The sequence below is a fragment of the Chryseobacterium antibioticum genome, from assembly GCF_012927325.1.
In the GTDB taxonomy this organism is placed as follows: Bacteria; Bacteroidota; Bacteroidia; order Flavobacteriales; family Weeksellaceae; genus Chryseobacterium; species Chryseobacterium antibioticum.
In genome coordinates, this window is the sequence record NZ_JABBGI010000003.1 from 79,232 (window position 1) to 102,621 (window position 23,390).

General features: G+C 38.0%; 21 protein-coding genes. 18 read left to right on the plus strand and 3 right to left on the minus strand.

Translation table 11 applies throughout. From position 1 onward, the window contains the following. The first annotated feature begins 1 nt into the window (after position 1). Complete coding sequence (locus tag HHL23_RS03155) at positions 2 to 1,552, plus strand: ATP-binding protein (protein ID WP_169233370.1); 1,551 nt, start codon at positions 2 to 4, stop codon at positions 1,550 to 1,552. A gap of 142 nt (positions 1,553 to 1,694) precedes the next feature. Beyond that, positions 1,695 to 2,354, plus strand: coding sequence for a hypothetical protein (locus HHL23_RS03160; RefSeq protein ID WP_169233371.1), 660 nt, complete (start codon positions 1,695 to 1,697; stop codon positions 2,352 to 2,354). Positions 2,355 to 2,775: 421 nt separating this feature from the next. Here the strand turns inward: HHL23_RS03160 and HHL23_RS03165 are convergent, their stop codons facing one another. From HHL23_RS03165 to HHL23_RS03175, 3 genes are all read right to left on the minus strand, one after another. Further along, positions 2,776 to 3,216 (minus strand): GNAT family N-acetyltransferase, encoded by a 441-nt coding sequence (locus HHL23_RS03165; protein ID WP_169233372.1) that lies wholly within the window; start codon positions 3,214 to 3,216, stop codon positions 2,776 to 2,778. After that, positions 3,216 to 3,839 (minus strand): ribosome biogenesis GTP-binding protein YihA/YsxC, encoded by a 624-nt coding sequence (yihA, locus tag HHL23_RS03170; protein WP_169233373.1) that lies wholly within the window; start codon positions 3,837 to 3,839, stop codon positions 3,216 to 3,218. Before yihA ends, HHL23_RS03165 begins: the two co-directional genes overlap by 1 nt. 65 nt (positions 3,840 to 3,904) lie before the next feature. Next, positions 3,905 to 4,666 (minus strand): alpha/beta fold hydrolase, encoded by a 762-nt coding sequence (locus HHL23_RS03175; RefSeq protein ID WP_169233374.1) that lies wholly within the window; start codon positions 4,664 to 4,666, stop codon positions 3,905 to 3,907. Between the two features lie 272 nt (positions 4,667 to 4,938). Here HHL23_RS03175 and mraZ point away from each other — a divergent pair, with 272 nt between their 5' ends. The 16 genes from mraZ (at position 4,939) to HHL23_RS03255 (ending at position 23,316) form a co-directional block, all read left to right on the plus strand. Continuing rightward, on the plus strand, positions 4,939 to 5,397 hold the full coding sequence (gene mraZ / locus HHL23_RS03180; protein WP_073328675.1) for a division/cell wall cluster transcriptional repressor MraZ: 459 nt from the start codon (positions 4,939 to 4,941) through the stop codon (positions 5,395 to 5,397). A 43-nt stretch (positions 5,398 to 5,440) separates the two neighbouring features. Further along, positions 5,441 to 6,334: a 16S rRNA (cytosine(1402)-N(4))-methyltransferase RsmH gene (gene rsmH / locus HHL23_RS03185; protein WP_169233375.1), complete on the plus strand. Its 894-nt coding sequence runs from the start codon at positions 5,441 to 5,443 to the stop codon at positions 6,332 to 6,334. A 63-nt stretch (positions 6,335 to 6,397) separates the two neighbouring features. Continuing rightward, a complete protein-coding gene (locus HHL23_RS03190; protein ID WP_169233376.1) occupies positions 6,398 to 6,763 on the plus strand; it encodes an FtsL-like putative cell division protein in 366 nt (121 codons plus the stop codon). After that, on the plus strand, positions 6,747 to 8,738 hold the full coding sequence (locus HHL23_RS03195; RefSeq protein ID WP_169233377.1) for a penicillin-binding transpeptidase domain-containing protein: 1,992 nt from the start codon (positions 6,747 to 6,749) through the stop codon (positions 8,736 to 8,738). Before HHL23_RS03190 ends, HHL23_RS03195 begins: the two co-directional genes overlap by 17 nt. Positions 8,739 to 8,802: 64 nt before the next feature. Then, on the plus strand, positions 8,803 to 10,263 hold the full coding sequence (locus HHL23_RS03200; RefSeq protein ID WP_169233378.1) for a UDP-N-acetylmuramoyl-L-alanyl-D-glutamate--2,6-diaminopimelate ligase: 1,461 nt from the start codon (positions 8,803 to 8,805) through the stop codon (positions 10,261 to 10,263). 47 nt (positions 10,264 to 10,310) lie between these two features. Continuing rightward, a complete protein-coding gene (locus tag HHL23_RS03205; protein ID WP_228464595.1) occupies positions 10,311 to 10,691 on the plus strand; it encodes a four helix bundle protein in 381 nt (126 codons plus the stop codon). A 39-nt stretch (positions 10,692 to 10,730) separates the two neighbouring features. Continuing rightward, on the plus strand, positions 10,731 to 11,972 hold the full coding sequence (gene mraY / locus HHL23_RS03210; RefSeq protein ID WP_169233379.1) for a phospho-N-acetylmuramoyl-pentapeptide-transferase: 1,242 nt from the start codon (positions 10,731 to 10,733) through the stop codon (positions 11,970 to 11,972). A gap of 84 nt (positions 11,973 to 12,056) precedes the next feature. After that, the gene (gene murD, locus HHL23_RS03215) at positions 12,057 to 13,391 is read left to right on the plus strand and encodes a UDP-N-acetylmuramoyl-L-alanine--D-glutamate ligase (protein WP_169233380.1); all 1,335 of its coding nucleotides are present in this window, start codon (positions 12,057 to 12,059) and stop codon (positions 13,389 to 13,391) included. Positions 13,392 to 13,455: 64 nt separating this feature from the next. Continuing rightward, a complete protein-coding gene (locus tag HHL23_RS03220; protein WP_169233381.1) occupies positions 13,456 to 14,694 on the plus strand; it encodes an FtsW/RodA/SpoVE family cell cycle protein in 1,239 nt (412 codons plus the stop codon). 105 nt (positions 14,695 to 14,799) lie between these two features. Next, positions 14,800 to 15,909, plus strand: a complete 1,110-nt coding sequence (gene murG / locus HHL23_RS03225; protein ID WP_169233382.1) for an undecaprenyldiphospho-muramoylpentapeptide beta-N-acetylglucosaminyltransferase — start codon at positions 14,800 to 14,802, stop codon at positions 15,907 to 15,909. A 60-nt stretch (positions 15,910 to 15,969) separates the two neighbouring features. Then, positions 15,970 to 17,328, plus strand: a complete 1,359-nt coding sequence (gene murC, locus HHL23_RS03230) for a UDP-N-acetylmuramate--L-alanine ligase (RefSeq protein WP_169233383.1) — start codon at positions 15,970 to 15,972, stop codon at positions 17,326 to 17,328. Positions 17,329 to 17,400: 72 nt separating this feature from the next. Continuing rightward, positions 17,401 to 18,366, plus strand: coding sequence for a cell division protein FtsQ (locus HHL23_RS03235; protein WP_169233384.1), 966 nt, complete (start codon positions 17,401 to 17,403; stop codon positions 18,364 to 18,366). Positions 18,367 to 18,481: 115 nt separating this feature from the next. Next, a complete protein-coding gene (ftsA, locus tag HHL23_RS03240) occupies positions 18,482 to 19,867 on the plus strand; it encodes a cell division protein FtsA (RefSeq protein ID WP_169233385.1) in 1,386 nt (461 codons plus the stop codon). A gap of 120 nt (positions 19,868 to 19,987) precedes the next feature. Next, entirely contained in the window at positions 19,988 to 21,910 is a 1,923-nt protein-coding gene (gene ftsZ / locus HHL23_RS03245; protein ID WP_169233386.1) for a cell division protein FtsZ, read from the plus strand. Positions 21,911 to 22,000: 90 nt separating this feature from the next. Then, positions 22,001 to 22,447 (plus strand): GatB/YqeY domain-containing protein, encoded by a 447-nt coding sequence (locus tag HHL23_RS03250; RefSeq protein WP_169233387.1) that lies wholly within the window; start codon positions 22,001 to 22,003, stop codon positions 22,445 to 22,447. 458 nt (positions 22,448 to 22,905) lie between these two features. Then, positions 22,906 to 23,316, plus strand: a complete 411-nt coding sequence (locus HHL23_RS03255) for a BrxA/BrxB family bacilliredoxin (RefSeq protein WP_040992866.1) — start codon at positions 22,906 to 22,908, stop codon at positions 23,314 to 23,316. Positions 23,317 to 23,390 lie beyond the last annotated feature (74 nt).

Sequence of the window (23,390 nt, forward strand, 5' to 3'; positions counted from 1 at the left end):
TATGGCAAACAAAGAAGAGTTTAAAAATTCTTTATCCAGAATGTTTCGGGCGAGAATCCCCTTTATCTCGATTCGGAGCATAGAAAGATCTAGAGTTTTAGAAATAATACAGCAGCTATCGGAAGAAATTAATATTCCGATCTACATCCATAGCTTATCGCATGGAACAATGGATATCAAAACTAAAAAAGCAGTCAATGATGACCGTTCTGTCGCCGGCGGAATCGATTTTGCCGTGCAGAATATTTCACAAAGACAAAACCTTACCTTTATTTTCACAGAAGTAAGTGATATTGAAGATGATAACATCGTTTCCAGACATATCTATGATTGTGTGGTCCAAGCTATTGAAAAAGGCGGAAGTATCTGTATAATCTCCACAAAAAGCGTGTGGTCGCAGTTGCAACGTTTAGGAATGACCCTTACGTTGGACCCTCCTAACGAAGAAGAAATGCTGACCGTTGTCAAAGATTGTGTAGTACCATACAAAGGTTCTATTCCTATCGACTGGGAAGAAAATGACTTTAAAATGGCGGCAACCATTTTGGCCAATATGACTAAAATAGAAGCTGAAAATGTTTTGGCAACCCAAATGGCCAAAGGTTCTCTTACAAAAGACGACATCAAAAGCCTAAGCATGGAAAAAGATAAACTTTTCAGTGATATTTCCGGTCTTGAAAAGGTAAAATTAGACCCCTCTTTAATATCTGTAGGAGGACTTAGCGGCTTACATCAGTGGCTTGATAATCAGAAACAGCTATTAACCGCAGATTTAAAATCAAGGAAGCTTCGTCCGCCGAGAGGTGTATTATTGGTGGGAGTTCCCGGTTGTGGAAAATCTTTGTCAGCAAAATTCATCGCTGCTACATGGAATCTTCCATTGTACCGCTTAGATTTTGCATCCATTCAGGGAATGTATGTGGGTCAGTCTGAAAACAGGTTAAAAGAGGCCTTTGAATCAGCAGACAATGCAGCACCTTGTATTTTATGGATTGATGAAATTGAAAAAGGATTAGCTGCTAACGCCAACGATTCATCAGGAGTAACCACAAGAATGATCGGTCAGTTTCTATTCTGGCTGCAGGAAAGCACAGAAAAAGTTTTTGTGGTAGCCACGGCCAATGATGTTACAAAACTCCCTCCGGAACTGCTTAGAAAAGGCAGGTTCGATGAACTTTTCTTTGTAGACCTTCCACAGGATCAGGAAAGAGCAGATATTATCAATCTTTATGTTAAAAAGAATCTTTTATCACCACCTTCTTCTCCGACTTTTGAAAAGCTGGTAGAAATTTCAGCAGGCTTCGCCGGATCTGACTTGGAAGGAGCTGTAAGAGATGTCGCGATACAGGCCGTAATCAATGGAGATTCTTTTATCAGCGACGAGCTCTATGAAAAATGCTTTCTGAATATTGTTCCACTGAGCAAAACCAGCCCGGAAAGAATTGAAGCAATTAGAAACTGGGGCAAAGAAAGAGCCTTGCCCGCTTCAGGCCTAACATGGAATTCCTCTCCGAACGATAAAATTTCCCCTAAGCGTACCATCATTATATAAGGGTGATTCTACAAAATTCATCTACAAACCTTTCAATTTCATTGAAAGGTTTTTCTGTTTTACGGATTCCCGTAAGGAAAACCTTTTTTCTCGGGATATTTTTGAAGAAGAAATTTAAACAACAATTATAAAAACCACTTCCATGAATAAGATAGATGTTAAGCCCAAACCTTTTTTCTTAAAAAAAAGATTTTTAATTCCTTTTGGAATATTACTCTTATTATTAATTAAATGTACAAAAACAGATACATCTACTCCACAAAATAAAAAAGTTTCAATTCAGACGGAAAAAAAATCAGAAGAAAAAATAGATCTTAAAACAAAGCTGGAAAACAATATTAAAGGAATTGATGAAGGTCAGGATTTGGCAAAAAATGTAAAATCTTTAGATGGAATAGTAATAGTACTGGCTCTCTATAAAGTTTATTCTTCCATTATCAATGAAGGAAAATCTAGCAAAAACAATGATGAACAGGAGTTGGCAAAAAAGTTAGAAAAAAAAGTTATTGATTCTCAAGTTAAAACATTTCCAAAACTGAGACGTATCTATTATGAACTAATAAAAGAAAAACTTTGGGTAAATGATGTTGATGTTAAAATTTTGGGTCCAAACAATAAGACTATTCAATTTACGGCAGGTTATTTTGCATCTAATAAAAACATTCAGGAAACACAGACAACTCTTCATGAAATGCTCTTAAACTTAAGATTTAAACAGACACAATACAAATGGTACTCGGGTGATGATGAATATACATATTACAATATAGAATCATCCAAAGATTCTGAAATTATAGATTAAAACACTCATAACCATGAAAACTCTTATCATATAAAAACAATAACACCATGAAAAAACTACTATTCACATCCCTTTTAGCTACGGGATTACTCTCTCCTGCGAGCTTTACAGCATCAGTAAACAACACTGTTTCCAAAACGGAACTGGCATCCAAAAAACAAAAGAAAAAATCGAAAAAGAGCAAGAGCAGCTCCAACTCTAGTTCTAAAAGGTCAAAGTCCTATTCACAAAGTCGAGGATGCACTTATAATGGGAGTCAGTTGTATGTAGGAAAAAGAGGAGGCTGCTATTACTACACGGGAAATAGTAAACAATATGTAGATCGGTCCTATTGTTCTGGTTGCAACTAACCTGAATTTAGGTCAAAACTCTAAAAACATTCACCATATATAAAAAAAGCGAAGATTTCTCTTCGCTTTTTTTATTTTCTGATCATTTCCGTGTGGGGAATATCATCTTCCAGATATTTTTTCCCGGTATCTATAAATCTGAATTCGGAGTAAAATCTTAATAAATAATCCTGTGCTGAAATCCTGATCTCAGAAGTATGGAAACGGTTTTCTATCGTTTCTACAGCATACCTGATCAGTTGTCTGCCCAGGTTTTTACCTCTCGCCTGCTCTGTGGTAAGAACTCTCCCGAAAGAAGTTTCCTCAAACTTGATTCCCTTATCAAAAACACGGCAGTAAGCAAGGATCTGCCCCTCTTCTTCAGCCCAGATATGAATTCCTTTCTGGTCGTAATTATCCAGATCAGGATAAGGACAGTTCTGTTCGATCACAAAAACATCAATACGGGCTTTTAAAACAGCATACAGCTCAGGAACCGTAAACTCATCAAAGGTTTTAATTTTCCAAATCATTACTCCTCAAAACTTACACTGTTATTTTTCAAAAATTCATTCGTTGTCTGAATGAAATTAAGGATCTCATCCCCTCCGGTTTTCTTTTCTGCAGAAGTCACATATATTTCAGGCAGGTCTGCCCACGTTTTATGCAGTTCATTTTTATAATTTTCCACATTCTGAATGGTAACATTCGGTTTCAGTTTATCCGCTTTAGTGAAAACAATCGAAAAAGGAATTCCGCTTTCCCCGCACCATTGGATAAATTCCAGATCTATCTTTTGTGGAGTATGTCTTGCATCTATCAGAACAAAAAGGTTTACCAGGTTTCTCCTGTTCAAAATATAATTGGTGATCAGTTTTTCAAAATCCTTTCTGATCGATTTTGAAACCTTTGCATATCCATAACCCGGTAAATCCGTCAGATACCAGTTTTCATTCACTAAAAAATGATTGATCAGCTGAGTTTTCCCTGGAGTTCCGGAGGTCTTTGCCAAGTCCTTGTGATTCATCATTGCATTGATCAATGAAGATTTTCCAACATTCGACCTTCCGATAAAAGCATACTCAGGCATCGTAGGTTCAGGGCATTCCTGCCATTTTCCGCTACTTTTTACAAATTCTGCTGTTTTTATAACCATTTTTGACTATTTTTTAGAAAAACAAACCATTAAGAAAAGCTCTTAATGGTTTATTATTATTTGTTTTAAACTTTATCTTTTAACCAGCTGTACAGAATTTCATTGAATTCGTCCGGCTTTTCCATCATCGCAGCATGTCCGCATTTCTCAATCCAGAATAAATCTGAATTCGGAATAAACTTATTCATATCTTCAGCGACTTCAGGTGGCGTTACATTATCCTGTCTTCCCCAGATCAGACAAGTTGGCGTCGTAATCTTAGGAAGGTCATGCAACATATTGTGTTTGATGGCACTTCTTGCCAGCATTACCGTTTTTATTCCTTTCATCCTGTCGTTCACTACAGAAAAAACTTCGTCTACAAGAGCTTCTGTGGCGATAGCAGGATCATAGAAAACTTCTTCCGTTTTCTTCCTTATATAGGAACGGTCATTTTTTCTCGGGAAACTATCTCCGAAAGTTCTTTCATACAATCCCGAGCTTCCTGTTAAAACAAGATTCTTAACCAGGTCCGGTCTTGCTAAAGTCATAATCAATCCTACATGCCCACCCATGGAGTTTCCAACAATGGTAACAGGTTCAGTCATATGACTCTCTATAAACTTGATAATATATTTTGCAAGAGTGGTAAGATTAGTATTGAGTACCGGCAGATCGTAGATAGGCAACTGAGGAACATATACTTTGAACCCCTTTTCCGAAAAAAAATCTACCATCTTATCGAAATTACTCAAACCACCCATTAAACCGTGCAACAGCACCAATGGATGTCCTTCTCCCGCCTCTATAAAAGTATATTTCTTTTCTTTTTTTGTACTAAATATCATAAAATGCCTTAATAAAGCTCTGCAAAAATACAAATTAAACCTCAAAAATTTTTTGATTACCCTAATTTAAAGTAAAAATAATATAATATCATCCTTTTTCTTTACTTTTTTCAAAACCTCTTTACTATGGCCTAAATAATACTTTTTACAACATACCATATATCAAATACTTACCCCAGTGAAATTCAATCTTTAATAAAACTTATTAACATTAAGTCAAAAAGTGGGAAAAAGTGGGAAATTTTGGAAATTATTATATAAATTTGTCCCAAATGAAAAGTTTCATTGGAACATATGAGTGTAAAATTGACGACAAAGGCCGTTTAAAAGTTCCCTCCTCCCTGATCAATCAGATGGAAAACTTCGACGATAAGGCATTTGTAGTCAAGAGATCTGTGTTCCAACCTTGTCTGGAGGTCTATCCCATGAATGCATGGGACAAACTGATGGGCAAAATTAATAAACTAAACAGGTTCATTAAAAAGAATGCTGATTTCATTCGAATGTTTACGGCAGGTGTAAAAACAGTAGAACTGGACAATGCAGGAAGACTTCAGATCTCAAAAGATCTGGTTCATTTTGCAAACCTTCAGAAAGACACTGTTATTACAAGCGCAGGAGAGCTTTTTGAGATTTGGGATAAAGAAGCCTATGAAAAGGTGATCTCTACCAATGAAGCTGATTTTGCCAGCCTTGCTGAAGATGTAATGGGCTCTTTAGATGAAGAATAAACCGCGCTTGCTGTAAAGGGCAAGGTAAAAAACACAATTAAGTATGTACCACAACCCCGTTTTATTGAAGCAGAGTGTTGATGATTTGGTGACGAATCCTGACGGAATATATGTGGACTGCACTTTTGGAGGAGGAGGCCACTCAAGAGAAATTCTGAGCAGACTTTCAGAGAAAGGAAAACTTTTCAGTTTTGACCAGGATCTGGATGCCCTTAAAAATACAATCGATGATCCGAGATTTACCCTGGTCAATCAGAATTTTAGATTTCTGGAAAACTCCATGCTGATGTATGGTTTTCCTCAGGTTGATGGTGTATTGGCAGACCTTGGTGTTTCCTCCCATCAGTTTGATGAAGCGGAAAGAGGCTTTTCTACAAGAAACAATGCCCCTCTGGATATGCGAATGAATGTCATGCAGAGCCTTGATGCTAAGAAAGTGATCAATGAATATGAAGAAACTGAGCTTGCCGATATATTTTATTACTACGGTGAGTTGAGAGAAGCAAGAAAACTGGCAAGAGACATCGTTCACCACAGAAAAACAAAAATCATCAATACCACCGAGGATCTGAAAAAGCTTTTCAGCTATCTTCCGCCTCACAAGGTGAATAAATTCTATGCACAGCTTTTCCAGGCAATAAGAATAGAGGTTAACCAGGAACTTGAAGCATTGAAAGAAATGCTTGTTCAAGCTTACAATATTTTAAGACCGGAAGGAAGGCTTGTTGTGATTTCTTACCATTCATTAGAAGACCGTTTGGTAAAAAGATTCCTTAAAAATGGAATGTTTGAAGGAGAACAGCAAAGAGACATCTACGGAAATTATAAAAAGGTATTTGAATTGCTTAAGACTAAAGCCATCATCCCAGACGACAAGGAGATTGAAGAAAACTCAAGAGCAAGAAGTGCTAAAATGAGAACTGGAATAAAAGTATAAATGATAAAATATAAATGATAAATGATTCAAAACATCAATTATCATTTATCAACTATAAACAACGTGGCAAAAAGAACAACAAACCGCCCTCAGAAAAGACTCACTTTTATAGACATTATAAAAGGAAACTTTCTGAACCGTGATGAGATCAAAACTCATTATAAGTATTTTTTACTGTTGTTCATTCTGATGATGGCGATGATCTTTAGCAATCACCTCGTCAACAAGAAGATTAAAATTGTCAATGCTTTAAAAGAAGAAACAGAAGAATATAAATCAAGAAACGCTTACGCCCAGAGTAAGCTGATCAAAGTGAAAATGGAATCGCAACTGGGGAAGGAAGTAGCAAAGGACTCATTGATGACTTTGGAAAATCATCCCCATAAACTGCTCATAAAACTAGACAGTACAGATGCAAAAACAAAATGAATACGATAGCAAACGTAAAAAAACGTTAAGGTGGGGCTACCTCTTCGCAGTAGGAGTCCTGTGCGTATTTGTGCTGTTTCTGACAAGAATAGTAATCCTGCAAAACACTAACGTTCAGGAAATTAAAGACGATTACATTAATAAAAACTACCGCGAAGCCACTTTAAAAGCTGCCCGCGGAAATCTGTTTGCATCAGACGGGTCTATTCTCGCAACAACCGTAATGCGCTATGACATCTATCTTGATTTCAAAACAATGAAGGATACGATCTACAGCAACAACATCGGTGCGCTAACGGATTCCCTAAGCAAAATGTTTGGAAAATCCAGAGGAGAATTCAGACAGAAGTTTGATGAACAGAAGAAAAAGAAAAACCAGTACTACACCCTGGTGAAAGGTCTTGATTTCGACGAATACGACAGAATAAGAAACTTTCCGATCTTTAAAAAAGGTAAAAACAAAGGAGGTTTTATCGTAGACCGAAACTATAAGAGAGAACTCGCTACTTCGGAAATCGGGGCAGGAACTATCGGCATGGATAACGGAGAAGTTAAAGCCGGTCTGGAAGGTGCTTTCTCTAAATATCTTACCGGAACCGACGGAAAAAGATTGGAACAAAGAATCAACTCCTCACAGTGGAAGCCGATTGATTACTGGAAAGTAAAAGAACCGGTGGATGGCGAGGATGTTTACACCACCTTAGACCTTAGAATTCAAGACATTGCACACTCAGCTTTAGAGAAGCAACTGATCACTTACGAAGCTAAACACGGAACAGTGATTGTCATGGAAGTGGAAACAGGAAAGGTGCGTGCATTGGTTAATTTGAGAAAAAATGAAGATGGCAATTACGAAGATTCTTACAACTATGCCATAAAAGATAATATCGAGCCAGGGTCTACCTTTAAAACCATTTCACTCCTAGCAGCAATGGACGACGGTTTTATTGACGAAAACACAACCGTGAACGTTGGAAACGGGGTTTGGACTTATGCAAAACAAAGGATTTCAGACGGTCACGGAGGAGGAACTTACGATATAAGTGATGTTTTAGCCAAATCAAGTAACGTGGGAACAGCAAAACTGATCACAAAATATTACGCAGAAAAACCACAGATTTTCCTTGATCACCTGAAAAGATGGAAATTATTCGATAAAATGGATATCGAGCTACCGGGAATCACAAAACCGAAGATCGTAACCCCACAGAATAAGAGATGGAATGCCGCCACTTTAGCTTCTATTTCTTACGGATATTCATCAAACATCAACCTGTTACAGTTAACAACCTTCTATAACGGGGTTGCTAACGGTGGTAAAATGCTTAAGCCTTTATTCATCGATAAGATCATGAAAGACGGAAAAGTAATGTACAGCGCAAAACCGGAAGTCATTGTGAACAAAATGGCCTCTGAAAAAGCCATCAAAATGATGACCAGTGCACTGACTAAAGCCGTAGAAAAAGGAACAGGACGAAGCATTTTTACGCCTAACCTGAAAATGGCAGGAAAAACAGGAACAGCAAGGTTTGAATACTGGCTTCCCGGCCCCATGAAGTACAGAGCTTCTTTCGCAGGGTTTTATCCGGCTGATAATCCAAAATACACCTGTTATGTGATGATCAGTGAGCCTAATACGGCAAAAAGCTTTTATGGAGGTACAGTTTCAGCACCGGTGTTTAAAGAAATTGCAGGAAAAACATTCCTGAAAACACCTCAGAATATTGAAAAAGAAATGCTTGTAGACAGAAAGGTAAACCTCAATAAATTGATTGAGCCTAATGTTAAAATAGCAGTAAATAATAAGCAAATGCCAAGCGTAGTTGGAATGATCGGTAAAAACATCATCCCCCAGCTGGAAAACTTAGGATATAGAGTTGATTTTAAAGGAGTTGGCCGAATTAAAGAACAATTCCCGCTGGAAGGCACCATAATCAGCAAAAACCAGAGAATTTATTTGTCTCTGCAGAATTAGAATAGAAAACCAAGTCCCCAAGGGACAATTTAATAACGGATAGGATGAAATCCTATTGATAAAAATGATAATAACAGAATTATTAAAAAGAATCCCAGTTTTAGAAATTCACGGCGACGACGCCCGTGAGGTTTCAGAATTGGTTTTCGACAGCAGAAAGATTACGGAAAACTCACTCTACGTTGCAGTGAGAGGAACCGTTGCAGACGGACATTCATACATTGCATCATCTGTTGAAAAAGGTGCAAAAGCAGTTGTTTGCGAAGAATTCCCCGAAACAATGGATGAAAATGTAACCTACATAAAGGTGAAAGATTCATCTAAAACGCTGGGACATCTGGCCTCCAACTTTTACGGCAATCCATCTCAGAAACTTAAACTGATAGGCGTTACCGGAACCAATGGAAAAACATCGGTATCTACCCTTCTTTTTGATGTATTCCAAAATCTAGGCTATGAGTCAGCGCTGCTTTCCACAGTGGAGATCAGAATTGCCGATGAAATTATTCCTGCTACACATACCACTCCTGATGTGATTACCATTAATAAAATGCTGGCTCAGGCGGTTGAAAAGGGTTGTGAATTTGCTTTCATGGAAGTAAGCTCCCACGGAATTGCACAGAACAGGATTGAAGGGCTGCATTTTAAAATAGCCGGATTCACCAACCTTACCCACGACCATCTGGATTATCATAAAACATTCGACGAATATCTTAAAACGAAGAAAAGGTTTTTTGACGGACTCGAAGATACTGCCGTAGCCATCACCAATGTTGATGACAAAAATGGTATGGTCATGCTTCAGAACACTAAGGCAAAGAAAAAGTCTTATGCTTTGAAAACTATGGCAGATTATCACGGAAAATCTTTAGAAATTGATTTCAACGGAATGTTGTTGAATTTCAACGGAAAAGAATTCTGGACAACACTGACAGGAAGGTTCAATGTTTATAATTTACTGCTTGTTTTCGGAATTGCATCAGAACTTGGTTTTGAGCAGGATGAAATTTTGCAGGCGATCAGTCAGCTAAAGAGAGTTTCCGGAAGATTTGAAACCTTCAAATCGGAAGGCGGGATATTCTTTATCGTAGATTATGCGCACACTCCGGATGCTTTAGAAAACATTTTGGACAGCATTAATGATATCAGAACCAAAAACGAAAGGCTGATCACCGTTTTCGGTTGCGGAGGCGACAGAGACCACTCCAAGAGACCTGAAATGGGAAATATTGCCACCAGAAAATCAACGCTGGCGATCATTACTTCAGATAATCCAAGGACAGAAGATCCTGCACAGATCATCAAAGAAATTGAGGCGGGTGTTGAATCTCAAAACTTCAGCAAATACACTTCCATTCCGGACAGAAGAGAAGCCATCAAAATGGCGATCAAGTTTGCAGAGCCAAAAGATATTGTTTTAGTAGCCGGAAAAGGCCACGAAACCTATCAGGATATTAATGGTGTAAAGCATCATTTTGACGACAAAGAAACGATCAACGAACTTTGGAAGTTAATGAGTAAATAAAAAAGTAAGATTGAAAGATTCAATTCATTTAAAAATTTAAAAATTTGATGATGACTAAAAATTTTGAAAAATTTCCTGTTTATGTCAAGAGTTTAGCTGTAATTGAAAAGATTTATCAATTTCTCAGAAGCGAAAATTTAGAAAGAGAATTTGAATTTAATAACCAAATAAAAAGAGCCGGATTTTCAATATCCAATAATATTGCAGAAGGCTCAGAATATAATAATAACAGACAATTTATTAAATATTTAAAAATTGCAAAAGGCAGTTGTGCCGAAGTTAGAAGTATGATGATTGTAAGTAAAAGATTAAAACTGGGAGATGAAAATAAAGCTGAGGAAATCATTAATCTTTCACGAGAAGTTTCTTCTAATATTTCAAACTTTATTAAGTATTTAAGTGAAAATATGGAGAAACCCCATCTTTAAATCTTTAAATAAATTAAATTTTTAAATTAAAAAAAGGACATGCTATACTATCTATACGAATATCTAACCAGTCAGGGAATCCATATACCGGGATTGGGAATGCTGAAATACATTTCTTTCCGTGCAGGAATAGCCGTGCTGTTTTCTCTTATCATTGCCTTAGTCTACGGAAAAAGGATCATCAATTACCTGAGAGCAAAACAGATGGGCGAATTGGTACGTGACCTTGGATTAGACGGACAAAAGCAGAAAGAAGGAACACCAACGATGGGTGGACTTATCATTATCATCGCAACGATCATTCCGGTGTTGCTTTTTACGAGGATCACCAACGTCTATATCGTTCTGCTGCTTGTTTCCATGTTATGGATGGGTGCCATAGGTTTTGTAGATGATTATTTAAAGAAAATAAAGAAAAATAAAGACGGTCTGAGCGGAAAATTTAAAATTGTTGGGCAGGTCGGATTAGGGCTAATTGTCGGAATAACAATGTATTTCCACCCGGACATCACCGTTAAAAGAAAATATGCAGATGCAAAAGTGGTGAACCGAAATAATGTAGAGCAGAACTTCATGCCAACAGAAAAGATCACCGTTTCTACCGTTCCGTTTGCCAAAAACAACGAGTTCGATTACAGTGGAATTCTGTTTTGGATGAATGATAAAGATGCCCATGAGTGGGCATGGATTGTCTTTATACCAATCGTTATTTTCATCGTGACAGCCGTTTCCAATGGAGCTAATATCACAGACGGAATCGATGGGCTCGCGGCAGGAACCAGTGCCATTATACTGCTTACCCTTGCGCTGTTCGCCTACCTTTCCGGGAACATTATTTTTGCCGATTACCTCAATATTATGTTCCTCCCAAATATGGGGGAAACCACCATTTTTGCGGTAGCCATGGTAGGTGCCGTGATCGGTTTCTTCTGGTACAATACCTACCCAGCCCAGGTTTTTATGGGCGATACAGGAAGTTTAATGCTCGGAGGAGTGATTGCTGTTTTAGCCATCATTTTGAGAAAAGAACTTCTGATTCCTGTTTTATGCGGAATCTTCCTGATTGAAAACGTATCTGTGATGCTGCAGGTCGTTGTTTTCAAATACAGAAAAAGAAAATACGGGCTGGAATATGCTCAGAATAATAGATTTTTTAGAATGTCACCATTACACCACCATTATCAGAAAGGAGGTTTCCATGAGAGTAAGATCGTGAACAGAATGATCATCATCGGTGTAGTGCTGGCTATTGTATGCCTGATCACATTAAAAATGAGATAAAACCTTGTGTAAAGTATGATGTGTTAATACAAAACCAAATTACATTAATACATATTACATTATACATTTTACAAAAGAATAAATATGAAAATAGTTGTTTTAGGAGGTGGAGAGAGCGGATGCGGAGCTGCTTATTTAGCGAAAAAACAGGGTCTGGAGGTTTTTCTTTCAGACAAAGGAGCTATTAAGGATAACTATAAACAGTTTTTAGCCGAAAATGAAATTGAATTTGAAGAAGGAAACCACAACGAAGAAAGAATTTTAAACGCCGAATGGATCGTGAAAAGCCCGGGAATTCCCAAAAAGGCAGACATCATCCATAAAATTCATGAAAAAGGAATAAGAATCTCCTCTGAAATTGAATTTGCTTCAGAATTTACCGATGCCAAAATCATCGCGATTACAGGAAGCAACGGAAAAACAACAACAACATCCCTGATCTACTACATCCTGAAAAATGACGGACTGAATGTAGGATTGGGAGGAAACATAGGATACAGCTTTGCAAAACAGGTGGCTGACGAGAATCATGAATATTATGTTTTGGAAGTAAGTTCTTTCCAATTAGATGATATTCAGAACTTCAGGCCCTATATTTCGCTGTTGCTGAACCTGTCCCAGGATCACCTGGATCAGTACAACTACAATTATGAAGAATATGCTTTAGCTAAATTCAGAATTGCTGAAAATCAGGAAAATGATAATTTCTTCATCTACAATAAAGATGATGAAATGAGCAAAAATATCCTTGAAAAGCTGGAAATAAAGGCGAAAATGATTCCCTTCTCTACAAAAGAAAAATTGTCTGAAGGTGGTTTCATTGATGACGATCAGATTGTGGTAAAAATGAAGGACGAATTCTCAATGAAGATTGATAAGCTTTCCCTTCTCGGAAATCACAATGTTGCCAATAGCTTAGCGGCTTCTATTGCCGGTAAAATATTGGAAATCAACAACGAAAGTATCAGAAACTCTCTGATGACTTTCCAGGCGGTAGAACACAGACTTGAATTCGTGACAGAAACCAATGGTGTAAAATACATCAACGACAGCAAGGCAACGAATGTAAACGCTACCTATTACGCCCTAGAAAGTATGAAAACCCCAACGGTTTGGATCGTGGGAGGATTAGATAAAGGAAACGACTACTCAGAAATTGAGGAACTCGTTAAAAGAAAAGTAAAAGCAATTGTTTGCTTGGGAATAGACAATTCGAAGATCATAAACTTCTTTAAAGACAAAAAAGAATTCATCTATGATACTTCAAGCATGGAAGAAGCCGTGAAAATATCAAAATCACTGGCCAAAAGCGGAGATACTGTTTTACTCTCTCCATGCTGCGCAAGTTTTGACCTGTTCAAAAGCTATGAAGACAGAGGAAAACAGTTTAAAGAACAAGTATTAAAAAATAATAGTTAAGAATGAATAGTTAATAATTTTTGAAAATTTTTCATTATTAATTTTTCATTTTTCATTCAATAATATGGACGAACAGAACACAGAAAGCAGAATTGAATTGCTAAAGGGCGATAAAGTACTTTGGATGGTCATCCTTGTGATCTCCATTTTCTCTATTTTCCCTGTATATTCTGCGAGTTCAAATCTGGAATATATCGTTAATAACGGGACCACTACCGGTCACGTGATCAAACATATGTTCTTTGTGGTCTTGGGTCTGGTGATCATGAGAGTCGTGGGGATGGTGAAATATGAGTACATCGGTAAGCTCAGCAGTATTCTGCTTGGCTTAATGATTATCCTCCTTGTAGTCACCATGTTTACGGGGCAAACTATTGACGGAGCCAGTGCTTCAAGATGGTTGAAAATTCCCGGAACCCCTATCTCATTCCAGCCATCATCATTTGCATTTTTAATGCTGATCATTTATCTCTGCAGATATCTGACCAAGAAAATAACACGGGAAAGGCTTCCCATTGAGAACATTATGTACATCTTCGGGCCTATCCTGCTGGTGTTTGTTTTGGTAGCAAAAGACAACGGTTCTACGGCATTGATGATCCTTATGGTTTCCGTAATTGTCCTGATCATAGGACAGCTTCACTGGAAATACATTGCAGGCTTTATCTCTTCCTCATTTATAGCCATTGTTTTATTCCTGATTGTTGCATTAAATACCAACATGATAGGCGGAAACCGTGTTCATACATGGATGAGCCGTATCGAAACATTTACATCCAGTAAGGCAAAGTCAGCTGATGTGGATGACGAAAGCCTAAAAGCAAAAAATTATCAGGTAATGCAGGCCAAAGCAGCCATCGTTCACGGTGGAATTACCGGAATGGGACCTGGAAAAAGTGCATTAAAACAAATGCTGCCACAATCTGCCTCCGACTTTATTTTCGCAGTGATTGTAGAAGAATATGGACTTATTGGCGCCGCTTTCCTGATCTGTCTCTATCTTATTATGATGATCAGAATTGTCATGATTGCCAGTAAAATGCCTGCCTTTTTTGGCTCGCTCCTCGTGCTCAGTCTCGGGGTGATGATCTTCATACAGCTTGCAGTCAATATTGCGGTAGCAGTCAATCTGATTCCGGTAACAGGACAGCCATTGCCCCTGATAAGTTATGGAGGAACCTCCATGCTGGTTACCTATCTCCAGCTTGGAATTATTTTAAATATAAGCTCAAGAATCCAGATATACGATGAAGAAGGAATGGGCAAAAAACAAAGTGTAGCAGAAATTAATGATATTGCATAAACTGTCAAAGAGTCCCAAGGGGACGGTTTAACACAGGATAGAATAAAATCCTGTCAAAGAAATATAGAATCAACAACAAAGAGTCCCAAAGGGACGATTTAAAAAATGAACAAAAAATTAAAAATAGTATTATCCGGCGGTGGAACAGGAGGACATATCTTCCCGGCTATCGCCATTGCAGATGAAATCAAAAAAAGATTTCCTGATACCGAATTTTTGTTCATCGGAGCCAACGGAAAAATGGAAATGGAAAAAGTTCCGCAGGCAGGCTATACAATTGAAGGAATTGATATTGCCGGAATAGACAGGGGAAATATGCTATCGAATTTAGGGCTGCCTTTCAAAATTTTGAAAAGTTTATCTAAATCAAAAAAGATCATTAGAAATTTCGCTCCGGATTTTGCAGTAGGAACAGGAGGTTTTGCAAGCGGCCCCGCTTTGTATGAAGCAAGTAAACTGGGAATTCCCATCTTTATTCAGGAGCAGAATGCCCACGCCGGAGTTACCAATAAAATTTTGAGCAAGAAGGCAAAAGCTGTTTTCACGGCCTATCCAAAAGTAGAAGGCTTCCCTGCTGAAAAAATAAAATTCCTGGGAAATCCTATTCGTGAGAATATCATCACAGGAATGACAGAAACAGCACAGGCAAAACAAAAAATGGGATTAAATAAAGATAAGCTTACGATTCTTTCTGTAGGCGGTTCTTTAGGCTCCAGAACATTAAACAATGCATGGAGGTCTCATTTAAATGAACTTGTAAAAAAAGATTATCAGCTGATTTGGCAGACAGGAAAGCTTGATTATCAAGATATAGTAGAAGAAACAAAAGATACCGATAGCAGAAATATCCAGATCCATGAATTCATCAGAGACATGGAAACAGCCTATTCTGCAGCAGATATCATTGTTTCAAGAGCAGGTGCCATTGCCATTTCAGAGTTGGCAGTAGCTAAGAAACCTGTTCTTCTGGTACCCTTCCCGTTTGCGGCAGAAGATCACCAGACTAAAAACGCCATGAACCTGGTTGAAAAAAATGCAGCCAGAATAGTAAAAGACTCTGAAATGCAGGAAAAATTCTGGAATACACTGGAGGAGATCTGCAGCAGTGAAAGTTTAAGAAAAGAAATGTCTCACAACCTCGAATATTTTGCCAAGCCCAATGCTGCAAAAGAGATTGTAGATGAGATATTTAAAATTGTAAAAAGTACAACGTAAAATATATTAACGATAAAAAATACTTTTTACATTGTACATAATACATTAATACAAAAAAGAATGAACATATTAGAAACATATCAAAATTATTACTTCGTAGGCATCGGAGGTATCGGAATGAGTGCTTTGGCACGTTATTTCAATGCTTCGGGCAAAAAAGTGCTGGGCTATGATAAGACCAATACGAAGCTTACTTCGCTTCTGATGAAAGAAGGAATTGATATCGTTTTCGAAGATAACATTGACGAAAAAATAACTACACTTCAAAAAGAAAACACTTTGGTGATCTATACTCCCGCCATCAAAACGCTGGGAATTTTAGATTATTTCAACCAAAATCAGTTTGAAGTCTTAAAACGTGCTAAGGTTTTAGGCCTGATCACAGAAAATACAGACTGTATCGCAGTAGCAGGAACCCATGGGAAAACAACAACTTCTACACTGGTTTCTCACCTGTGCAAAGAGGCCAATCTTCCATTTTCATGCTTTTTAGGCGGTATTTCTGAAAATTTTAAATCAAACTTCTTATATAATGGAACAGAGTACTCCGTAGTAGAAGCCGATGAATATGACAGAAGCTTCCTGAACCTTTCTCCGGACTGGGCAGTAGTAACGTCTACCGATGCAGACCATCTGGATATTTATGGCGATAAAAGCCACATTGAGGAGGGTTTCAAGCAGTTTGCAGCCCTTGTTCCGAATGACAGACAGTTGTTTGTAAGAAAAGGCCTGGATATAGGAAGAGCACATCAGACCTATGCCGTGAATGAAGAAGCAGATTACTACTCAGATAACCTGCGTATGGATCACGATAAAATCTATTTTGATTTCCATACTCCTTCCGAAACTGTAAAAGATTTTGTGTGGGAAATTCCGGGAATCCATAACGTAGAAAATGCAACAGCAGCCTTGGCTATCCTTCACAATTTAGGCGTAGATTTTGAAACACTGAAAAAGGCTATTGCTAATTTTAAAGGAATTAAAAGAAGATATACCAAACATATCTATCCAAATGGTAAAATTTATATTGATGATTATGCGCACCATCCGACAGAAATCAATGCGGTAGTGAGCTCTATCAGAACATTTTATCCCGATAAAAAACTCTTAGTGGTCTTTCAGCCCCATCTTTTCAGCAGAACAAGGGATTTCGCTGATGGATTTGCAGAAAGCCTGAGCAAATCGGATGAGCTGATCCTTCTCGACATTTATCCTGCAAGAGAACTTCAGGAAAATTTTGAAGGAATAACGTCTGACTGGTTATTAGAAAAAGTGAATTTAGATCAAAAAGAAAAATCGGAACTATCCGGTGCTTTTGAAAAAATAAAAGAAAAAGATTTTGACATCCTTCTTACCGTAGGTGCAGGAAACATTGATACCCTGTATGATCCTATTGCAGAATGGATTTCAAAAAAATAATAGTGAAAAATTAATAATGAAAAATGAATCAGTTTCTGATATCTGACGTCTGAAATCTGACATCTTAGAATTATGAAAAATAAATACAGAATATTAAAAATTGCTGTCACAGTGATCATCCTTGGATTACTGCTGAGTTTCTCATTGAAGAGATTCAGCGGCCAGAAGATCACGGACAATAAGATTTCTGTAAAAATGAATGAAAAAACTCCGGTATACTTCATAGATGAAAAAGATATCCGGGAAATTGTAAAAAAAGAAAACCCTTCCGGAAAAGTCGGAGATCTGAATATCCCTGTGCTTGAAAAGAAGATCAACTCTCTTCCTGCGGTAGACAGCGCCAATGTCTATTTGAACCTGAACGGAAAACTCTACCTCGATATCAGACAAAGAGTTCCTGTTTTCAGGCTGAATAAAGACGGAAAAGACTTTTATGTGGATGAAAAAGGAACCGAGTTTCCTATATCCAAGACCTATTCGCACCCTTGCATGCTGGTAACAGGAGATGTGAAACCGGATGAATATGAAAAACTGGCAGAGCTGGTTGAAAAGATTGATAAAGATGATTTCAGCAAAAAATTCTTTATCGGAATTTCAAAAAGTAGAGGCGATTATAATCTTCTGACCAGTGATGGAAATTACAAAGTAGAAATAGGAGATCTTGACAACATAGAATTTAAGGTAAAAGGTTTAAAAACTTTTGTAGAAAAATATCTGGTATTCCAGGATCCCCAAAAGTACAGCTTAGTATCTGTAAAATATCAGAACCAGATTGTAACCACTCTAAATCCTTATTTCAAAGAAAACGACAGTATTCTGAAAGCAGGAAATCTGGAACTGGCAAAAACCCCGCTACTGGCAGCAGCAAAAAAGCCGGAAGCCATGCCTAAAATTGCAGAAACAAAAAAAACAAAAGCCCCTTCCGTAAAGCCGAAGGAAAAAATAAAACCAAAAACGACGGTCAAACCAAAGGAAACTAAAAAGACAGTGAAAAAACCGGTAGCTACAAAGGCAAAGACAAAAGTAAAAATAGAATAAACACAAGTCCAAAGGGACCATTTAGCATAGAATTGGATAAGATCCAATTTGATTAAAAAAAAACGGGACATTGTCCCAGGCATGAAAAAATAGAAAAAAATCAAATCGACATAAAATGGAAAATCAAGAGTATTCAGTAGGTCTGGACATCGGGACAACGAAGATTGTCGCGATAGTCGGACGGAGGAATGCACACGGGAAGATAGAAATTCTCGGCGTTGGGAAGGCCAAAAGTCTTGGAGTTCATAAAGGTATTGTGAACAATATATCACAAACCATTAATTCAATCAAGGCTGCCGTTTCTGAAGCACAATCCAGCGCAGGAGTTCCTATCCGTAAAGTTACGGTAGGTATTGCAGGAAAACACATCCGTTCTCTGCAGCATTCCGACTATATTATGCGTGAGCATCCGGACAAATTTATTACAGACGACGACATCGAAGCACTGAAAGATCAGGTAAAAAAGCTGGTCATGCTTCCCGGAGAAGAAATTATCCATGTCCTTCCCCAGGAATATAAAGTGGATTCCGAAGGCGAAATACAAGAGCCCGTTGGAATGCACGGAAAACGCTTAGAAGCCAATTTTCATGTGGTAGTAGGACAGATGGGCAGCATCAGAAACATCGCAAGATGTGTAAGAGAAGCAGGCCTGGAAATGGAGGCCCTTACCCTGGAACCTTTGGCGTCTTCAGAAGCTGTACTGACTAAAGAAGAAAAAGAAGCCGGCGTTGCTATAGTAGATATAGGAGGCGGTACTACAGATATTGCCATCTTCAAAGACAATATCATCCGCCATACCTGCGTAATCCCTTACGGAGGCGGTATTATTACGGAAGATATCAAAGAAGGCTGCTCCATCATTGAGAAACATGCAGAACAACTGAAGGTAAAATTCGGTTCTGCAGTTCCGGAATTGGAAAAAGACAGTACATTTGTTACTATTCCAGGGCTTCACGGAAGACCGGACAAGGAAATTTCTCTTAAAACACTGGCACAGATCATCAATGCCAGAGTAGAAGAAATTCTGGAAATGGTTAACACGGAATTAAAAGCGTACGGAGCATTTGAGCAAAAGAAAAAGCTGATTGCAGGGATTGTCCTTACAGGAGGCGGATCCAACTTGAAACACCTTCGTCAGCTGGCCAATTATACAACAGGTTTTGACAGCAGAATCGGTTTTGCAAATGAATATATTGCCAACGATAAAAACCAGTACCTGAAAGGCCCGGAATTTGCTACTTCAATCGGCTTGCTGATGGAGAGTTTAAAGATTCGGGACAAAAAGCAGGGCGCTGAAGAAGAAGCGTTCGTTGAGGAAGAAGTTGCTAAAGCAGAAACTGCTGAAATACAGACAGAAACAACTCAGCAACTTCAGCCGTCAGCTACAGTTCAGGAGCAACAGGCCGTTGCTACCCAACAGCAGGAAAACAGAAGAGCGAAACTCACCTTTGGGCAGTCGCTTATGGAAAAAGTTAAAAAATTCTTTGAAGAAGTAGAGTAAAATATAAATGATAGAAGATCATTGATAATTGATAAATAAAAAGCACACAGCTTATTGCATGGCGCCATTTATCACTCATCAATTATCATTCATCAATCGTCAATTATAAAAAGCATAGTTATGGAAAATATAGATACACAAGGATTTTCATTTGATTTGCCAAAAGGAAATTCATCCATCATAAAAGTAATCGGTGTAGGAGGCGGTGGAAACAACGCATTGAAACACATGTACGAGAAAGGAATCTACGGAGTAGATTTCGTGGTCTGTAATACAGATGCCCAAACTTTAGATAATAATCCCGTTGCTAATAAAGTACAGCTTGGTACTACCATCACAGAAGGACTGGGTGCGGGTGCGGATCCTGAAGTAGGAGAAAAATCTGCTATTGAAAGCATCGAAGAAATTAAAGCTTGTATGGGCCAGAATACCAAAATGGTGTTCATCACTGCCGGAATGGGCGGTGGTACAGGTACAGGAGCAGCTCCGGTTATTGCCAAGGTAGCTAAAGATATGGGAATTTTGACGGTAGGTATCGTTACCGTTCCTTTCAGCTTCGAAGGTAAAAGAAGACTTGAACAAGCCGAAATTGGTCTTGAAAAGCTAAGAAATAATGTTGACTCACTGATTGTGATCAATAATGATAAATTAAGACAGCAGTTTGGAAACCTTGGATTTAAGCAGGGATTCTCAAAAGCCGATGAAGTTTTAACCAATGCCGCGAAAGGAATGGCTGAAGTTATTACAGGGTACTTTGATGTGAACATTGACTTTAGAGATGCTAAATCTGTACTTCAGAACTCTGGTACTGCCCTGATGTCTACAGGAATTGCTTCAGGAGAAAACAAAGCAGAAGAAGCCGTTAAAAAAGCCCTGGACTCTCCGTTGTTGAACGACAACAAGATCACCGGTGCTAAAAACGTGCTTCTACTGATCAGAAGTGGTGCTGAAGAAGTAACCATGGACGAGATCGGGGTAATTATGGACCACATCCAGAAAGAAGCCGGAAATACAGCTGATATTATTTTCGGGGTGGGTGCTGATGAAGAATTAGGAGATTCTGTAAGCGTTCTTGTAATCGCTACAGGTTTTTCAAATGACAGCAAAAGATTTGCAGGCCCTACTGAGAAGATCAGAATCAGTCTTAATGACAGTTTTGATGCTCCAAAAACATCTCCTTTTAAAACAAGGGAAGAAAGAGAAACACCTTCTGAAAAAACCCGTGAATTTGGAGGAAAACACACCTTCAGACTGGATGATGAGGACAGCGATGCCCCACAATTCGGGATGACTTCTTCTGAAAAAAAAATGATTATTGAGGAAGAGCAGATTAAAACTGAAATAAAATTCTTTGATAAAGAGGAAGATACACCTAATAACGCGGCCCGTGACTGGAGAAATGAAGAAGAACCGGAAGAAGAATCATATAGCTTATTCTCTTATGATGAAGAAGGAGAAGATCCAAATGATCTGGAAATAGAGTCTTTCAAATTTGACTTTGATTCCAGAAAAGATGATGTGCCATCTACACCGGCAACCCATGTTTTCTCACACGAAAAACCGGTTGAGTTCAGTTTTTTTGTCAACAATCAGCCTTCATCTAATGAGCCTAAAACAGATTACGGACAGCCAAAAGCAGAGTTTACTGCTCCCGCCAGTACAGTAACCGAAATTCCTGTTCAGGCTGTTGAAGCGATCTTCCAGACCAGATATGAAGAGCCAAAAGCTGAAACAAAACCAGCCTTTGAAGAAAAAATAGAAATTGAAACGCCAAAACCTGCAGAATCAGAATTCACTTTCGTGAATAAAGCGGTTGACCAGGAAAGAATCGTAGAAAGAAGAAATAAATTAAAAGAATTCAATTCCCGCTATCAGAGCTTTGACAGCACAAGCGAATTCGAATCTGTACCGGCTTTCAAAAGAAAGAATATCTCTATTGACGAAAACAATGCATCAGACCAGAATATCAATACCTATCTGTCTGACAACAATGGATCTATGCAGGTGAGAGAGAACAGATTTTTAAATAAAGACGTTGACTAAATAATGTAACAATGTATCAATTTAACAGTGTAACAATTGCTTGTTCAAATTGGTACATTGATACACTTTTACATTGATAAATTATATACCATGAGTTTAGAAAATATCATAAGCGAAGCTATTAAAACAGCCATGAGAGAGAAAGACAGAGTTGCTCTGGATTCTCTGAGAGCTGTAAAAGCTCAAATTTTAAATCTACAAACTGAAGCTAGAGGTACTGAAGTTTCTGTTGAACAGGAAATTGCCATTCTGCAAAGAATGATCAAACAGCGTAAAGACTCTTTCGAACAGTTTTCAGCACAGGGAAGAAATGACCTAGCAGAAGTAGAAGATGCTCAGATGAAGGTGATCGAGAAGTATCTGCCTAAACAACTGAGTCCGGAAGAACTGGAAGCAGAAATTAAGAGTATTATTTCAGAAACTGGAGCTGAGTCTGCCAAAGACTTAGGAAAAGTGATGGGAGCAGCTTCAAAAGCATTAGCCGGAAAGTCAGACGGAAAAAGTATTTCCGAAATGGCCAAGAAGCTCCTTTCGTAAAAACGGGATCAGTTTTTCGCGAGCCGGGATGTATTTAATCCTAATCACGAAACAAGACCCAAAAAGCAGGATATCCAACCTTTGCATATCGATTTGATTAAAGAAGCCCTGAACGTTAACGTTCAGGGCTTCATTTTTTGGATATTCATAAATAATAATTCAGTTCGGTAGTATTCAAAACTGAAATAGGTGTTTATTTAACTACAATCATGCGCTGTTAAATAATTTGAGTGCTCGAGGGAAAGCAGTAAATGTTTTTTTCATGGTCGTTTGTTTTTCAGAATCATTTCAAATTTAATAAATAATTATCATTATTCATAATTTTATTTTATGTTTTTTTGAATATTATTACAATATTAATATTACATTAATTTTATCTGACTAAACGATTGATAGTTTTTATATATTGAACAAAAGCCAAGAAATGATTAACTTTGTAGTGATAAAAAACAAAATATATGTATCCAACAGATTTAGTAATGCCAATGAAGGCAGAACTTACAGATAAAGGTTTCGAAGATCTAACAACTCCAGCACAGGTAGAAGAGGCTTTAAAGCAGTCGGGAACAACTCTATTGGTCATCAATTCAGTTTGCGGATGTGCAGCTGGAGCAGCAAGACCGGGTGTTGTTTACTCTTTGACAGGAGATAAAAAACCTGATCATTTAACAACTGTTTTTGCAGGATTTGATACAGAAGCTGTAGCAGAGGCAAGAAAGCATCTTGCTCCATTCCCTCCAAGCTCTCCATGTGTAGCTCTTTTCAAGGACGGAGAATTGGTTCACATGCTGGAAAGACACCACATTGAAGGAAACCCTGCAGGGGCAATCGCAGCAAATCTTCAGGCTGCTTTTGACGAGTATTGCTAAGAAACAATAAAGCAAAATACTAAACCGTTACATTATTTGTAGCGGTTTTTGTATTTAACACGATAAAAATTCTC

Excerpts from the sequence above, each read along its gene's own strand:
- HHL23_RS03250 (WP_169233387.1), top strand. The coding sequence starts at position 22,001 with ATGAGTTTAGAAAATATCATAAGCGAAGCTATTAAAACAGCCATGAGA.
- murD (WP_169233380.1), top strand. The coding sequence starts at position 12,057 with ATGAAAATAGTTGTTTTAGGAGGTGGAGAGAGCGGATGCGGAGCTGCT.
- HHL23_RS03235 (WP_169233384.1), top strand. The coding sequence starts at position 17,401 with ATGAAAAATAAATACAGAATATTAAAAATTGCTGTCACAGTGATCATC.
- HHL23_RS03175 (WP_169233374.1), bottom strand. The coding sequence starts at position 4,666 with ATGATATTTAGTACAAAAAAAGAAAAGAAATATACTTTTATAGAGGCG.
- HHL23_RS03205 (WP_228464595.1), top strand. The coding sequence starts at position 10,311 with ATGATGACTAAAAATTTTGAAAAATTTCCTGTTTATGTCAAGAGTTTA.
- HHL23_RS03255 (WP_040992866.1), top strand. The coding sequence starts at position 22,906 with ATGTATCCAACAGATTTAGTAATGCCAATGAAGGCAGAACTTACAGAT.
- ftsA (WP_169233385.1), top strand. The coding sequence starts at position 18,482 with ATGGAAAATCAAGAGTATTCAGTAGGTCTGGACATCGGGACAACGAAG.
- mraZ (WP_073328675.1), top strand. The coding sequence starts at position 4,939 with ATGAAAAGTTTCATTGGAACATATGAGTGTAAAATTGACGACAAAGGC.
- yihA (WP_169233373.1), bottom strand. The coding sequence starts at position 3,839 with ATGGTTATAAAAACAGCAGAATTTGTAAAAAGTAGCGGAAAATGGCAG.
- HHL23_RS03195 (WP_169233377.1), top strand. The coding sequence starts at position 6,747 with ATGCAAAAACAAAATGAATACGATAGCAAACGTAAAAAAACGTTAAGG.
- ftsZ (WP_169233386.1), top strand. The coding sequence starts at position 19,988 with ATGGAAAATATAGATACACAAGGATTTTCATTTGATTTGCCAAAAGGA.
- HHL23_RS03200 (WP_169233378.1), top strand. The coding sequence starts at position 8,803 with ATGATAATAACAGAATTATTAAAAAGAATCCCAGTTTTAGAAATTCAC.
- mraY (WP_169233379.1), top strand. The coding sequence starts at position 10,731 with ATGCTATACTATCTATACGAATATCTAACCAGTCAGGGAATCCATATA.
- HHL23_RS03220 (WP_169233381.1), top strand. The coding sequence starts at position 13,456 with ATGGACGAACAGAACACAGAAAGCAGAATTGAATTGCTAAAGGGCGAT.
- rsmH (WP_169233375.1), top strand. The coding sequence starts at position 5,441 with ATGTACCACAACCCCGTTTTATTGAAGCAGAGTGTTGATGATTTGGTG.
- HHL23_RS03160 (WP_169233371.1), top strand. The coding sequence starts at position 1,695 with ATGAATAAGATAGATGTTAAGCCCAAACCTTTTTTCTTAAAAAAAAGA.
- murC (WP_169233383.1), top strand. The coding sequence starts at position 15,970 with ATGAACATATTAGAAACATATCAAAATTATTACTTCGTAGGCATCGGA.
- murG (WP_169233382.1), top strand. The coding sequence starts at position 14,800 with ATGAACAAAAAATTAAAAATAGTATTATCCGGCGGTGGAACAGGAGGA.
- HHL23_RS03165 (WP_169233372.1), bottom strand. The coding sequence starts at position 3,216 with ATGATTTGGAAAATTAAAACCTTTGATGAGTTTACGGTTCCTGAGCTG.
- HHL23_RS03155 (WP_169233370.1), top strand. The coding sequence starts at position 2 with ATGGCAAACAAAGAAGAGTTTAAAAATTCTTTATCCAGAATGTTTCGG.